Source organism: Burkholderia sp. AU27893, assembly GCF_002223205.1.
Lineage (GTDB): Bacteria > Pseudomonadota > Gammaproteobacteria > Burkholderiales > Burkholderiaceae > Burkholderia.
The window spans coordinates 59803-72823 of record NZ_NKFD01000003.1 but is presented as its reverse complement, the minus strand read 5'-3'; the positions used below and the strand labels follow the sequence as shown (position 1 = coordinate 72823).

Annotated in this window: 11 protein-coding genes; 5 read left to right on the top strand and 6 right to left on the bottom strand. The window is 68.4% G+C overall.

The window, feature by feature from the left end; translation table 11 throughout:
• Nucleotides 1-15 precede the first annotated feature (15 nt).
• The 4 genes from CFB47_RS18395 to CFB47_RS18380 all read right to left on the bottom strand — a co-directional run bounded on the left by CFB47_RS18395 (nt 16) and on the right by CFB47_RS18380 (nt 4854).
• The gene (locus CFB47_RS18395) at nt 16-1029 is read right to left on the bottom strand and encodes an arabinose ABC transporter substrate-binding protein (RefSeq protein WP_089459242.1); all 1014 of its coding nucleotides are present in this window, start codon (nt 1027-1029) and stop codon (nt 16-18) included.
• A 74-nt stretch (nt 1030-1103) separates the two neighbouring features.
• The gene (locus CFB47_RS18390; protein ID WP_089461881.1) at nt 1104-2033 is read right to left on the bottom strand and encodes a Gfo/Idh/MocA family protein; all 930 of its coding nucleotides are present in this window, start codon (nt 2031-2033) and stop codon (nt 1104-1106) included.
• A 36-nt stretch (nt 2034-2069) separates the two neighbouring features.
• Entirely contained in the window at nt 2070-2999 is a 930-nt protein-coding gene (locus CFB47_RS18385) for a dihydrodipicolinate synthase family protein (RefSeq protein ID WP_089443756.1), read from the bottom strand.
• Between the two features lie 103 nt (nt 3000-3102).
• Entirely contained in the window at nt 3103-4854 is a 1752-nt protein-coding gene (locus tag CFB47_RS18380) for an IlvD/Edd family dehydratase (RefSeq protein ID WP_069252773.1), read from the bottom strand.
• 114 nt (nt 4855-4968) lie between these two features.
• Here CFB47_RS18380 and CFB47_RS18375 point away from each other — a divergent pair, with 114 nt between their 5' ends.
• Entirely contained in the window at nt 4969-5919 is a 951-nt protein-coding gene (locus CFB47_RS18375) for a LysR substrate-binding domain-containing protein (protein WP_089443755.1), read from the top strand.
• A gap of 24 nt (nt 5920-5943) precedes the next feature.
• Here CFB47_RS18375 and CFB47_RS18370 read toward each other — a convergent pair whose 3' ends face one another.
• A complete protein-coding gene (locus tag CFB47_RS18370; protein ID WP_089461880.1) occupies nt 5944-6420 on the bottom strand; it encodes an OsmC family protein in 477 nt (158 codons plus the stop codon).
• 131 nt (nt 6421-6551) lie between these two features.
• Here CFB47_RS18370 and CFB47_RS18365 point away from each other — a divergent pair, with 131 nt between their 5' ends.
• On the top strand, nt 6552-7193 hold the full coding sequence (locus CFB47_RS18365) for a GntR family transcriptional regulator (protein WP_089459246.1): 642 nt from the start codon (nt 6552-6554) through the stop codon (nt 7191-7193).
• Nucleotides 7194-7289: 96 nt separating this feature from the next.
• Here the strand turns inward: CFB47_RS18365 and CFB47_RS18360 are convergent, their stop codons facing one another.
• The gene (locus tag CFB47_RS18360; protein WP_089461879.1) at nt 7290-8330 is read right to left on the bottom strand and encodes a LacI family DNA-binding transcriptional regulator; all 1041 of its coding nucleotides are present in this window, start codon (nt 8328-8330) and stop codon (nt 7290-7292) included.
• Between the two features lie 189 nt (nt 8331-8519).
• Here CFB47_RS18360 and CFB47_RS18355 point away from each other — a divergent pair, with 189 nt between their 5' ends.
• The 3 genes from CFB47_RS18355 (at nt 8520) to CFB47_RS18345 (ending at nt 12989) form a co-directional block, all read left to right on the top strand.
• Nucleotides 8520-9671 carry an ABC transporter ATP-binding protein gene (locus tag CFB47_RS18355; protein ID WP_089461878.1) on the top strand — a complete coding sequence of 384 codons (1152 nt, stop codon included), beginning with the start codon at nt 8520-8522 and terminating at the stop codon, nt 9669-9671.
• Nucleotides 9672-9680: 9 nt separating this feature from the next.
• Complete coding sequence (locus tag CFB47_RS18350; protein ID WP_089461877.1) at nt 9681-11666, top strand: beta-galactosidase; 1986 nt, start codon at nt 9681-9683, stop codon at nt 11664-11666.
• Between the two features lie 63 nt (nt 11667-11729).
• Entirely contained in the window at nt 11730-12989 is a 1260-nt protein-coding gene (locus tag CFB47_RS18345) for an ABC transporter substrate-binding protein (RefSeq protein WP_089443749.1), read from the top strand.
• Nucleotides 12990-13021 lie beyond the last annotated feature (32 nt).

Below are 13021 nucleotides of genomic sequence, written 5' to 3'. Positions count from 1 at the left end.
TCTCGCCTCGTGCGCTCAGATGCCGAGCTCGGCGCGCACCGCCTGCCAGTTCGCGCGCGTCATCAGCTTGCCGCTCGTCTGCGTGTCGGCCGGCGGCGTCTTGCCGCCGCGAATCCAGTCGACGAGGTTCTGCGTGCTGTCCTTGCCGTGGTTCGTCGAGCTGACGGCGATCGTCCCGTAGAAACCGGTCGGCTCCTTCTTCTGGAATTCGGCGAACGCCTCGCCCGCGCCGTTGATGCCCACACCGATCACGTCGGCCGCCGGGATATGCAGCTGCTCGGTCGCACGCACCGCGCCGAGTACGGTTTCCTCGTTCAGCGCGTAGACCACCCACTTCTTCACGTTCGGATGGCGCGCGAGCACCGGCGCGGCCGCGCTGAAGCCGCCTTCGTCGTCGGTCGTCTTCTGCGGCGCGTCGAAGATGTTCTCCTTGCGGAAACCGTTCGCGAGCAGCGCCTGCGTCGCGCCGTCGGTGCGCAGCTTCGCGGTCGGCAGCTCGTAGTTCGTGATCCGCAGCGCGCCGACTTCCTCGGGCTTCCAGCCGCGCCGCTTCATCTCGTCGGCGATCGCCTGGCCGACCTGGTTGCCGATCTTGGTCGCCGACATCCCGAGGTGCGGCACGTTCGGCAACGGCTTGCCGGTCGAATCGACGAGCTGGTCGTCGACGGTCACGAACTTCATGTTGTAGCGCTTCGCGCGTGCGGCGATCGCCGGGCCGAGGCGCACGTCCGGCGCGCAGATCACGAAGCCCTGCGCGCCCTGCGAGCCGAGGTTGTCGATCGCGGCCAGCACCTTCTCGCCGTCCGGCGTGCCGATCTTCACGACCGAGAAATTCTCCTTCTGGCCGAGCGCGGACGCCGCGTTCTGCTCGTTGATGAACCACGCCTGCTCGGGCATCTTCACCAGGAAGCCGATCTTCAGCGGCGCGTCGGCGCGCGCGGCGCCCTGCATGCCGAGCGGCGCGATGCACAGCGCGGCCAGCAGCGCGCGCAGGGTATGGCGGCGAATCGTGTGAGTCGTGCGGTTCATGCGGTGTCTCCTTTGTGTCGGCTCGTGCCGTAATGATTCGTCGTATGCGATCGCGCCGCGGCGCGACCGCGTGATCAGCGCCCGAACGCGTCGGTCTGCACGCGCCGGCCGAACAGGAAGGCATCGGCGACGAGCCGCAGCGGCCGCACGTCGACGTCGCTTTCGCCACGCGCGATCAGCGCATGGAAGTGCGCATACAGCGCCGGATACTCGCGTTCGGGGCCGAGCTCGATCGGCTCGCCCGCGATCGACAATTGCGCGCCGCCGCGGCTGATCGCGAGCACGCCGTCGGCCGTGTCGACCGCGATCTCCCATTGCTCGACCGGGCCGTGCCGCCAGTCGAATTCCGCACGCACCGGCACGCCGTCGGTATCCGCGCAATCGAGCTCGGCAGCGATCGGCGTCTGCACGTCGCTCGGCACGATGAGCGTCGCCTCGCGCAGCACGAGCTCGCGCGGCAGGATGCGCGTGACGATCGACAGCGCGTTGATGCCCGGGTCGAACACGCCCAGGCCGCCCGGCTCCCAGATCCATTGCTGCCCCGGATGCCAGCGCCGCACGTCCTCTTTCCAGCGCACCTGCACCGCGCGGATCGCGCGCGTCGCGAGCCAGGCGCGCGCGGGCTCCACCGCACTCGCGCAGCGCGAATGCCAGGTCGCGAACAGCGTGAGGCCACGCTCGCGCGCGAGCGCTTCCAGTACGGCCACTTCGCCGAGCGTCGCGCCCGGCGGCTTCTCGAGCATCACGTGCTTGCCGGCTTCGAGCGCGGCGCGCGCCTGCGCGTAGCGCACCTGCGGCGGCGCGCACAGCGACACGGCGTCGAGCTCGCGCTCGGCGGCCAGCAGCGCGCGCAGATCGCGATAGTTGCGCACGCCGGTGACTTCCGCATGGCGGCTCGCGCACGCGGTCAGCTTGAAACCCGGTTCGGCGTCGATCGCCGGCAGATGCTGGTCGCGCGCAATCTTGCCGATGCCGACGACCCCCAGCGAAACCTGATCACTCATCGTGCATGCCTCCTTCGCGAATCGTTCGGTAACCGTTCAGTGCGCCCAGCGCAGCACGAGCGGGTCGAGCCGGCGCGCGATCGCGAGCAGTTCCGCGCGCGTGTCCGGATGCAGTTCCGGCATCGGATGCCGCGGCCGCTCGCACGCGATCACGCCGCCTGCGCACATCAGCGCTTTCGCGGTGAGGATCCCGGACTGGCGGTTCTCGTGGTTGATCAGCGGCAGCCAGGCCTGGTAGCGCGCGTAGGCGTCGTCATGGCGCCCTTCGCGCCACGCTTCGAGGATCGGCCGGATGCCGTCCGGAAACCCGCCGCCCGTCATCGCGCCGGTCGCGCCCGCGTGCAGATCGGCGAGCAGCGTGATCGCCTCCTCGCCGTCCCATGGCCCCTCGATGGCATCGCCGCCGAGCCGGATCAGCTCGCGCAGCTTGTTCGCGGCGCCCGGCGTCTCGATCTTGAAGTACGCGACCTGTTCGATCTCGCGTGCCATCCGTGCGAGGAAAGGGGCCGACAGTGCGGTGCCGCTCGCGGGCGCGTCCTGGACCATGATCGGGATCGCGATCGCGTCGGACACGCGCGTATAGAAATCAAAGATCTGCGCTTCGGGCACGCGGAACGTCGCGCCGTGATACGGCGGCATCGCCATCACCATCGCCGCGCCGAGCTGCTGCGCGCGCAGGCTGCGCGCCGCGCACACCTGGGTGCTGTAGTGCGACGTCGTGACGATCACCGGCACGCGGCCCGCGACATGGTCGAGGATCGTGCGCGTGAGCACGTCGCGTTCGTCGTCGGTGATCGCGAACTGCTCGGAGAAGTTCGCGAGGATGCACAGCCCGTCCGAGCCCGCGTCGATCATGAAATCGACCGCGCGCTTCTGGCTCGCGAGATCGAGTTCGCCGGTATCGGTAAACGTCGTCGGAACGACGGGGAAAATGCCGCGATAACGCGGCGTGCTGCTCGATGTCATGGTTCGCGTCCTGCTTCGGCCTCGGTGACGACCGGCCGTCATGCGTTTACGGTTTCACGTTGCGCGGGCCGGGAGAGCCCGCAACCGGCTGCCGCGCAGCCGCTCAATGCGAATGGCTCGGCACCTCCGCGCCGCGCGTGCCGACCAGGAAGTCGAGGTCGCACCCCTCGTCCGCCTGCAGCACGTGATCGATGTACAGCCGGGCGTAGCCGCCCTTGCCGAGCTGGCCGGCCACGCCCGGCGCCGCGGTCGGATCGACGTCCGACAGGCGGCGCTGCAGTTCGTCGTCCGTAATGTCGAGATGCAGCGTGCCGGCCTCGCAGTCGAGCTCGATCCAGTCGCCGTTGCGCACGGCCGCGAGCGGCCCGCCGGCAGCGGCTTCCGGCGCGACGTGCAGCACGACCGTGCCGTACGCGGTGCCGCTCATCCGCGCGTCGGAAATCCGCACCATGTCCTTCACGCCCTGACGCAGCAGCTTCGGCGGCAGCCCCATGTTGCCGACCTCGGCCATCCCCGGATACCCGCGCGGCCCGCAGTTCTTCAGCACCATCACCGAGCTTGCGTCGATGTCGAGCGCCTCGTCGTTGATCGTCGCCTTGTAGTGGTCGAGGTTCTCGAACACGACCGCGCGACCGCGATGCTTGAGCAGCTCGGGGCTCGCCGCCGACGGCTTCAGCACCGCGCCGCGCGGCGCGAGATTGCCGCGCAGGATGCGGATGCCGCCGTCGGCGATCAGCGGCCGGTCGAGCGGGCGAATCACTTCGTCGTCATAGTTCGGCGCTTCGCGCACGTTGTCCCACAACGACTTGCCGTTCACGGTCAGCGCATCCGGGTTCGGCAGCAGCCCGCCTTCGCCGAGCCGGCGCAGCACCGCCGGCAGCCCGCCCGCGTAATAGAACTCTTCCATCAGGAAACGCCCGGACGGCATCAGGTCGACGATCGTCGGCGTGTCGCGGCCGATGCGCATCCAGTCTTCCAGTTCGAGCGGCACGCCGATGCGGCCCGCGATCGCCTTCAGGTGGATCACCGCGTTGGTCGAGCCGCCGATCGCCGCGTTCGCGCGGATCGCGTTCTCGAACGCCGCGCGCGTGAGGATCTTCGACAGCACGAGCCCTTCGAGCGCCATCTCGACGATGCGGATGCCGGACATGTGCGCGAGCACGTAGCGACGCGAATCGACGGCCGGAATCGCCGCGTTGTGCGGCAGCGCGACGCCGAGCGCCTCGGCCATGCACGCCATCGTCGACGCGGTGCCCATCGTGTTGCAGGTGCCGGCCGAACGCGACATCCCGGCCTCCGCCGACAGGAAGTGATGGACATCGATCTCGCCGGCCTTCAGCGCTTCGTGCAGTTGCCACACGGCGGTGCCGGAGCCGATGTTCTTGCCTTCGAGCTTGCCGTTCAGCATCGGGCCGCCCGACACGACGATCGCCGGCACGTCGCAGCTCGCCGCGCCCATCAGCAGCGCGGGTGTCGTCTTGTCACAGCCGGCGAGCAGCACGACCGCGTCGATCGGGTTGCCGCGGATCGCCTCCTCGACGTCCATCGACGCGAGGTTGCGCGTGAGCATCGCCGACGGGCGCAGGTTCGATTCGCCGTTCGAGAACACCGGGAACTCCACCGGGAAGCCGCCGGCCTCGGAGATCCCGCGCTTCACGTGCTCGGCGAGCTTGCGGAAGTGCGCGTTGCACGGCGTCAGTTCGGACCACGTATTGCAGATGCCGATGATCGGCCGGCCGTCGAACTCGTGATCGGGGATGCCCTGGTTCTTCATCCAGCTCCGGTACATGAAGCCGTTCTTGTCGTTCGTGCCGAACCATTGGGTGGAGCGCAGCCTGGGTTTCGTTGCCGACATCGTCAGTCCTGTGGTGACGGGATACCGGCGCAGTCTAGGCAGAATTTTGATAACTGGCTAATGACGTTTTTGGCGATTACGATATCGATTCCGATATCGATATAAACCCGTACGATGCCCGAAGCCAGCCCGTGGGGAAACCGTGGCCGCCTGAAGACGCGCCAGCTTCTGCTGGTCGTCGCGCTCGCCGACGAAGGCAGCATTCACCGCGCGGCGGCCGCGCTGAACATGACGCAGCCGGCCGCGTCGAAGCTGCTGCGCGAACTCGAGGAATCGATCGGCGCGGTGCTGTTCGAGCGCCTGCCGCGCGGGATGCGGCCGACGCTCTACGGCGACGCGCTGATCCGCCATGCGCGCGCGGCGCTCGGCAGCCTCGACCAGGCGCACGAGGAACTGGCCGCGTTGAAGGCCGGCCATCTCGGGCACGTGGCGGTGGGGGCGATCACGTCACCGGGCCTGCGGCTCGTGCCGCCGGCCGTCGCCGCGGTGAAGGGCACGCATGCCGGCCTGCACGTGTCGGTCGAGATCGACACCAGCAACGTGCTGCTCGAACATCTCGCGCAGGAAAAAATCGACATCGTGATCGGCCGGCTCTCCGCCGAACACGACAAGCTGCGGCTGCGCTACGAGCCGTTGACCGGCGAGCCGGTGGCCGCGGTCGTGCGGCCCGGCCATCCGCTGCTCGCACAAGCGCCGCTGTCGCTCGCGGACGTGCAGCGCGCCGCATGGGTCGTGCCGCCGGCCGGCAGCGTGCTGCGCCACCGCTTCGATCTCGTGTTCCAGCGCGCGAGTCTCGCGCCGCCGGCGAACCTCGTCGAGACGTCCGCGCTGCTGTTCATCACGCAACTGCTCGAACAGAGCGACATGATCGCGGTGCTGGCCGAGGACGTCGCGCGTTACTACGCGCGGCACGGGATCGTCACGGTGCTGCCGCTGGAGATGGATTGCCGGATGGACGACTTCGGGATCATCACGCGCACCGACCGGCTGCATTCGCCGGCCGTCGCGATGATGGCCGATGCGATTCGCGCGGCGGCGCGGGAGGTTTACGGTGTCGCGCTGTGACGTCGCCGCGGCGGTTCCAGTCGACTACGCGGCGGCGAACTCGATCACTGGTTCGCAGCGAATCGGAAAATTGACCGAGTTCGCGATATAGCACTTCGCGTGCGCATCGTGATGCAGATGCTCCGCCCGTTCGCGATCGTCGCCGGCCTGGATCGTCACGTGCGGGCGCAGCACGATTTCCGTGAAACGGCCTTCATCGGCGCTGTCGACCATCGTGCCTTCCGCGTTGTCGACATACGCAAGCACGCGAATACCGGCTTCCGAGCACAAATGCAGATACCAAAGCTTGTGGCACGCCGACGCCGACGCGAGCAGCAAATCCTCGGGATTCCAGCGCGACGCATCGCCGCGAAACGCCGCGTCCGACGAACCGGGAATATCCGGCTTGGAACCGGCCCGGATCAGATGATCCCGCCCGTACTCGCGATACCCCGACGTGCCGGTGCCACGATTGCCTGTCCATTCCACTGCGACGCGATACTTGTGTTCGCCAGATGCCATCTCGCTCTCCATTGATGTGGGTTGCTTCGGCCGGGCCGGATGTCGTTTTGCGAAGCCCGCCTGCGCTCGCCATTTTGGCACCGGATTCCCGTTTGGTATACCATTATTCCAAATTGAAGGAACATGCAGGCATGGAAGCCAAACTCGATTCCACCGCGGACGCGGTCGCCGCCTCGTTGCGGGACATGATCATCAACGGCGAGCTGGAAGCCGGCGAGCGGCTCGTCGAGCGCGACCTGGCCGACCGGTTCGGCATCAGCCGGATTCCGATGCGCGAGGCGATTCAACGCCTGGAGCGCGAAGGCTTGCTGGACATCTTCAGGAATCGCGGCGCCGTCGTGCGCATGCTGAGTGCGTCTGACGTGCGGGAAATCTACGACCTGCGCGCGCTGCTCGAAGGCGACGCAATCTACCGGAGCGTGAAGCGGCTCGACGACGAGACGCTCGCGCGCGCCGAGCTCGTCCATCGTTTGCTCGGCGACGCGGCCGTGCCGCGCCGGCAGGGCGAACTGAACCGCGAATTCCACGCGCTGCTGTATTCGTGCTGCGGCAACGCGCGGCAGTTGAAGACGATCGCGGAGCTGCGCAGCCAGGTCGAACGGTACGAGCGCCTGCAGGCCACGCTGCTTGCGGATACGCCGTCGTTCCAGGTCGAGCACGAGGAGATCCTGCAGGCGTGCCGCGAACGCAATGCGCGCGCGGCGCGCTCGATGACGGTCGCGCATCTGGAATCGGCCAGAAGCATCGTGATGCGGCTCGTCGAAGGCGGGTGAGACAGGGGAGGTTCGCCGTTCGCGACAGCGTGCGCAACGCCATGTCGGATCGCGTTGAGCACGTCGGCGACCTCGACGTACTCATCCCACCACGCATCATGTCGACGGCGCCGCGCCCCCGCCCGCCACACGCCCCGTCGTCCCCCGCACCACCAGCCTCGGTCGCGGCGCGATCCGCACGCACGGTGCCCCGTCGCGCTGGCCACCCGCCTCGCGCAGCGCATTGAGCAGCTCGACCGCGAGCCCGGCGGCCTCGGCGGTCGGGATCGCGACGGTCGTCAGCGTGGGCCGCGTGTCGCTCGCCAGGTGAATGTCGGTAATCCCGACGATCGACAGATCATCCGGCACACGCCGGCCGCGATCGGCCGCCGCATGCATCGCGCCGATCGCCGGCAGGTCGTTGGTCGCGACCAGCGCGGTCAACCGCGGGTGCGCATCGAGCAACCACCCGGCCGCGCGCACGCCGCCTTCGATCGAATCGGGCTCGGCCGCGACGATCGACGCATCGAGCCCCGCTTCGCGCATCACGTCGACGAAGCCGTCGTAGCGCGCCGCCTGCACGCCGCTCGCCGACCCGCCGATGATCACGCCGATGCGCTCGTGGCCCAGTTCGAGCAAGTGCCGCGTCGCGATCCGCCCCGCCTCGCGGAAGTCCACCGCCACGCACGGCAATCCATCGGGCGGCGCCTCCGGCCGCTCCCACAGGCACAGCACGACCGGCACGCCACGCGCCGCCACATCGAGCAGATCCGGCAGATGCAGGTTCGCATTCGTCACAAGAATGCCTTCGGAGATCGTGCCGGCGATCTGGTCGAGATATGCACGCCCCTGCAACGGATCTTCGTTCGTGTTGCAGACGATCAGGAACTGCCCGTTACGCCGCACCGCGCGCTCGACCGCCAGCGCGAACTCCGGGTAGAACGGGTTCGCGATGCTCGACACCATCAGCGCGACCGTCGGCGCACGCCCCTCCGCCAGCGCCCGCGCGGCGAGATGCGGGCGATACCCGAGCGCCGCCACGGCCTCCAGCACCCGCGCCCGCGTCGCCTCACCCACCCGGCCGCGGTCGCGCAGCACGTTCGACACGGTCGCGGCCGTCACGCCGGCGCGTCGCGCCACTTCATCCAGGGTTGCCATTGCTTGCTCACTATATGAGACGTCTATCCAGTATTTGCTTCGCTCACCGAAGCGGCGCACTATCGCCGCACACCCTGCCGCCCGACCGACGGGCGCGACTCGGCCGCGATCGTATCGCCTCTTTTTTTGATCGCGATGATTAAGCGCTTAATCACTGATGAAAGCGCATTAGAACATGGAGCGGAGACAATGGCGAGCATCTCGATGCGGCGCGTGCAGAAAGCCTATGGCGACCACGCGCCGGTCATTCGCGACGTCGATCTGGAGATCGGCGCGCACGAGTTCTGCGTGTTCCTCGGGCCGTCCGGATGCGGCAAGTCGACGTTGCTGCGGATGATCGCCGGGCTCGAGGATCTGAGCGCGGGCGAGCTGTCGATCGACGGCCGCCGCGTCGACGACGACGTGCCGGCCGCCGAACGCGGCGTCGCGATGGTGTTCCAGAGCTACGCGCTGTTTCCGCACATGACGGTCTACGAGAACATGGCGTTCGGGCTGAAGCTCGCGCGCGTGCCGAAGGCCGAGATCGACCGGAAGGTGCGGGATGCCGCGCGCATCCTGCAGCTCGACACGCTGCTCGATCGCAAGCCGAAGGCGTTGTCGGGCGGGCAACGGCAGCGCGTCGCGATCGGCCGCGCGATCGTGCGCGAGCCCGGCGTGTTCCTGTTCGACGAACCGCTGTCGAATCTCGACGCCGCGCTGCGCGGCCAGACCCGCATCGAAATCGCGAAGCTGCACCGCCAGTTCGAACGCGCGAGCGTCGTCTATGTGACGCACGACCAGACCGAAGCGATGACGCTCGCCGACAAGATCGTGCTGCTGCACGCCGGCGCCGATACCGCGCAGCACGGCAGCATCGCGCAGGTCGGTGCGCCGCTCGACCTCTACCACCACCCGGCGAGCCGTTTCGTCGCGGGCTTCATCGGTTCGCCGCGCATGAACTTCCTGCCGGCCGTCGTGACCGCCTGCGATGCGCGTCGCACGACCGTCACGCTCACACCGTCCGGCGAAACCTTCGTACTGCCACGCGATGGCTCGGCGCTCGGCGCGGGCGCCACCGTGACGCTCGGCATTCGCCCCGAACACCTGACGCTCGGCGCCGCGCACGACGCGACGTCGCTCGCGCGCGACGTCGCACTCGTCGAACGTCTCGGCGAACAGACCTACGTGCATCTCGACCAGCCCGGCGGCCACTCGATCATCGCGAAGGTGCCCGGCGACGCGCAGGTGCGCAGCGGCGAACGCGTGCGCGTGCATGCGCCGGCCGCGGCCTGCCATCTCTTCACCGAAGACGGCCGCGCGGTGCCCGCGTGCGCCGACGTCCACGTTCACCATTACGCATAAGGATCGGGCATGCGCCTCGGAGTCTGTTACTACCCGGAACACTGGCCGGAAACGATGTGGGCCGACGATGCCCGCCGGATGAAAGCGCTCGGCATCGAGCAGGTGCGGATCGCCGAATTCGCGTGGAGCCGCATCGAGCCGTCGCCGGGCGAATACGACTGGGACTGGCTCGATCGCGCGGTCGACGTGCTCGGCGCGGCCGGCCTCGAGATCGTGATGTGCACGCCCACCGCGACGCCGCCGAAATGGCTGGTCGATCGCCACCCCGACATCCTCGCGATCGGTGCGGACGGCCGGCCGCGCACGTTCGGCTCGCGCCGCCACTACGACTTCTCGTCGCCGACCTATCTCGACGCGTCGCGCCAGATCTGCACGGCGGTCGCCGAACGCTACGGCCGCCACCCGGCCGTGCGCTACTGGCAGACCGACAACGAGCTGGGCTGCCACCAGACCGTCGTCAGCTACTCGCCGGCCGCGCTCGTGCGCTTCCGTGCGTGGCTGAAGGCGCGCTACGGCACGATCGACGCGCTGAACCGCGCGTGGGGCACCGTGTTCTGGAGCATGGAGTATCGCCATTTCGATGAAGTCGATGCGCCTGTCGGCACCGTGACCGAGGCCCACCCGTCGCACCGCCTCGACTACCGACGCTTCGCGTCGGACGAAGTCGCGCGCTATCACCGGATGCAGGTCGACGTGATCCGCGCGCACTCGCCGGGCCGCCCGGTCGCACACAACTTCATGCAGCTGTTCACCGAGTTCGATCACTACAAGGTGGCACGCGACCTCGACATCGCGACCTGGGACAGCTATCCGCTCGGCGCGCTCGAGGAGCAGTGGTTCGCACCCGACGTGAAGGCGCGCTGGCTGCGCACCGGCCATCCCGATTTCGCGTCGTTCAATCACGACCTCTATCGCGGCATGTCGAAGCTGCCGTTCTGGGTGATGGAGCAGCAGCCGGGCCCCGTGAACTGGGCGCAGTGGAACCCTGCACCGCTGCCGGGCATGGTGCGCTTATGGAGCTGGGAAGCGTTCGCGCACGGCGCCGGCTGCGTGTCGTACTTCCGCTGGCGGCAGGCGCCGTTCGCTCAGGAGCAGATGCATGCGGGCCTGCATACCCCCGATGACCAGCTCGACGAAGGCGGCCGCGAGGCGCAGCGCGTCGCGCACGAGATCGCGACCGTGCACGACGCCGGCGCGGATGCGGACGGTAACGTACGCGCCCCCGTCGCGCTGATCTTCGATTACGAAGCGAAGTGGCTGTTCGAAGTGCAGCCGCAGGGCGCCGACTTCCATTACCCGCGCTTCGCGTTCGAGTACTACTCGGCGCTGCGCTCGCTCGGCCTCGACGTCGACATCGTGTCCGCGCACGCGCCGCTCGACGGCTACCGCCTCGTCGTCGTGCCGCCGCTGCCGGTCGTGCCGAGCGATTTCGCCGCGCGGCTCGCCGCCTCCGGCGCGCATGTCGTGTTCGGCCCGCGCACCGGTTCGAAGACCGTCGACCTGCAGATCCCGCCGACGCTGCCGCCCGGCCCGCTGGCGTCGATCCTGCCGGTGCGCGTGTGGCGCGTCGAATCGCTGCGGCCGAACGTGACCGAGCGGGTCGACGGCACGCTGCGTGACGGCGCGCGGCTCACCGGCAACGCACGCCACTGGCGCGACTTCGTCGAGCTGCACGACGATACGCACAGCGTCGTGCGTGCGCGCTTCGCCGACGGTCACCCGGCCTGCATATCGCACGGCACGCTGCACTACTGGGCCGCGCTGTTCGACGACGCGACCACCGTTCGGCTGTTCGCCGATGTCGCGGCCGAAGCCGGCCTCGCGCCCGCACCGCTCGGCGACGGCGTGCGCGTGAGCCGCCGCGGCGGCCTGACCTACGTTTTCAACTACGGCGACGCACCGCACACGATCGACGGGGTGCCGCCGTCCGCGTTCGTGCTCGGCGCGGCGCAAGTCGGGCCGCAGGACGTGGCCGTGTATCGAAGCCGTTCGTAGCAACCGCGACCGGCGCCACGACGCGCCGGTCACGCACAACGACACCCAGGACTGGAGACACGTATGACCCATCGCCCCCTTCGCACCGCCGCCCGGCTCGCCACGGCCGCCGCTGTCGCACTGGCATCGCTCGGCATGACGGCGCCCGCCGATGCCGGCACGCTGACGATCAACATCGCGTTCAAGGGCGCCAGCCAGCGCGCGGTCTGGCAGTCGACGATCGAAGCGTTCCACAAGGCGCATCCCGACATCGACGTGAAGGCGACCTTCGTCGACGAGGAAGCGTACAAGGTGCAGCTCCCCGCCTGGCTCACGACCGTCGCACCGGACGTCGTCAACTGGCACGCGGGCGAACGGATGGCGTACTACGCGAAGCGCGGGCTGTTCGAGGACCTGAGCGGCGACTGGACGAAGAACGGCTGGGGCGCGATGTACGCGTCGACGCGCGACGCATCCTCGTACAACGGCAAGCAGTACGCCGCGCCGACCGTCTACTACTCGTGGGGGCTGTTCTACCGCAAGGATCTGTTCCACAAGGTCGGCATCGCCGACGAGCCGAAGACGTGGGACCAGTTTCTCGACGCGTGCAAGAAGCTGAAGGCGGCCGGCATCACGCCGATCGCGGTCGGCGGTCGCGACGCATGGACGCTCGCCGGCTGGTTCGACTATCTCGACCTGCGCGTGAACGGCAACGTGTTCCACCAGCAGCTGATGGCCGGCGACGTGCCGTACACCGACCCGCGCGTGAAGAAGGTCTACACGACGTGGAAATCGCTGATCGATGCGGGCTACTTCATCGACAACGCGCTGTCCTACGATCTCGACGGCGCGCAGCCGTTCCTGTTCCAGGGCAAGGCCGCGATGATGCTGATGGGCACCTTCATCGCGGCGGGCTTTCCGCCGAACGTGAAGCAGGAAATAGGCTACTACCGCTTCCCGATCATCGACCCGAAGGTACCGACCGCCGAGGACGGCCCGGTCGAATCGCTGCACATTCCGGCGAAGGCGAAGAACAAGACCGACGCGCACACGTTCCTCGCGTTCGTCGAAACGCCCGAGATGGGCGCGAAGCTCGCGGAGGGGCTCGGCTCGCTGTCGGCCAACAGCAAGTCGCCCGAGCCGGCCGATCCGATCTCGCGCATCGGCTTCCGGATCCTTGCGGACACGAAGGGCGGCGTCGCGCAGTTCTACGACCGCGACATGACGAAGGAAATGGCGGACGAGGGGATGAAGGGCATGCAGCAGTTCGTCGCGAATCCCGCGCAGCTCGATACCGTGCTCGCGCAACTCGAACAGACCCGCAAGCGCATCTACAAGAAGTGACCGTGTGACCCAACCGGCGGCCCCGTGCCGCC

What these genes read in the sequence shown, in the direction of transcription:
- CFB47_RS18395 (WP_089459242.1), bottom strand. Translation starts at nt 1,029, where the DNA reads ATGAACCGCACGACTCACACGATTCGCCGCCATACCCTGCGCGCGCTG.
- CFB47_RS18390 (WP_089461881.1), bottom strand. Translation starts at nt 2,033, where the DNA reads ATGAGTGATCAGGTTTCGCTGGGGGTCGTCGGCATCGGCAAGATTGCG.
- CFB47_RS18385 (WP_089443756.1), bottom strand. Translation starts at nt 2,999, where the DNA reads ATGACATCGAGCAGCACGCCGCGTTATCGCGGCATTTTCCCCGTCGTT.
- CFB47_RS18380 (WP_069252773.1), bottom strand. Translation starts at nt 4,854, where the DNA reads ATGTCGGCAACGAAACCCAGGCTGCGCTCCACCCAATGGTTCGGCACG.
- CFB47_RS18375 (WP_089443755.1), top strand. Translation starts at nt 4,969, where the DNA reads ATGCCCGAAGCCAGCCCGTGGGGAAACCGTGGCCGCCTGAAGACGCGC.
- CFB47_RS18370 (WP_089461880.1), bottom strand. Translation starts at nt 6,420, where the DNA reads ATGGCATCTGGCGAACACAAGTATCGCGTCGCAGTGGAATGGACAGGC.
- CFB47_RS18365 (WP_089459246.1), top strand. Translation starts at nt 6,552, where the DNA reads ATGGAAGCCAAACTCGATTCCACCGCGGACGCGGTCGCCGCCTCGTTG.
- CFB47_RS18360 (WP_089461879.1), bottom strand. Translation starts at nt 8,330, where the DNA reads ATGGCAACCCTGGATGAAGTGGCGCGACGCGCCGGCGTGACGGCCGCG.
- CFB47_RS18355 (WP_089461878.1), top strand. Translation starts at nt 8,520, where the DNA reads ATGGCGAGCATCTCGATGCGGCGCGTGCAGAAAGCCTATGGCGACCAC.
- CFB47_RS18350 (WP_089461877.1), top strand. Translation starts at nt 9,681, where the DNA reads ATGCGCCTCGGAGTCTGTTACTACCCGGAACACTGGCCGGAAACGATG.
- CFB47_RS18345 (WP_089443749.1), top strand. Translation starts at nt 11,730, where the DNA reads ATGACCCATCGCCCCCTTCGCACCGCCGCCCGGCTCGCCACGGCCGCC.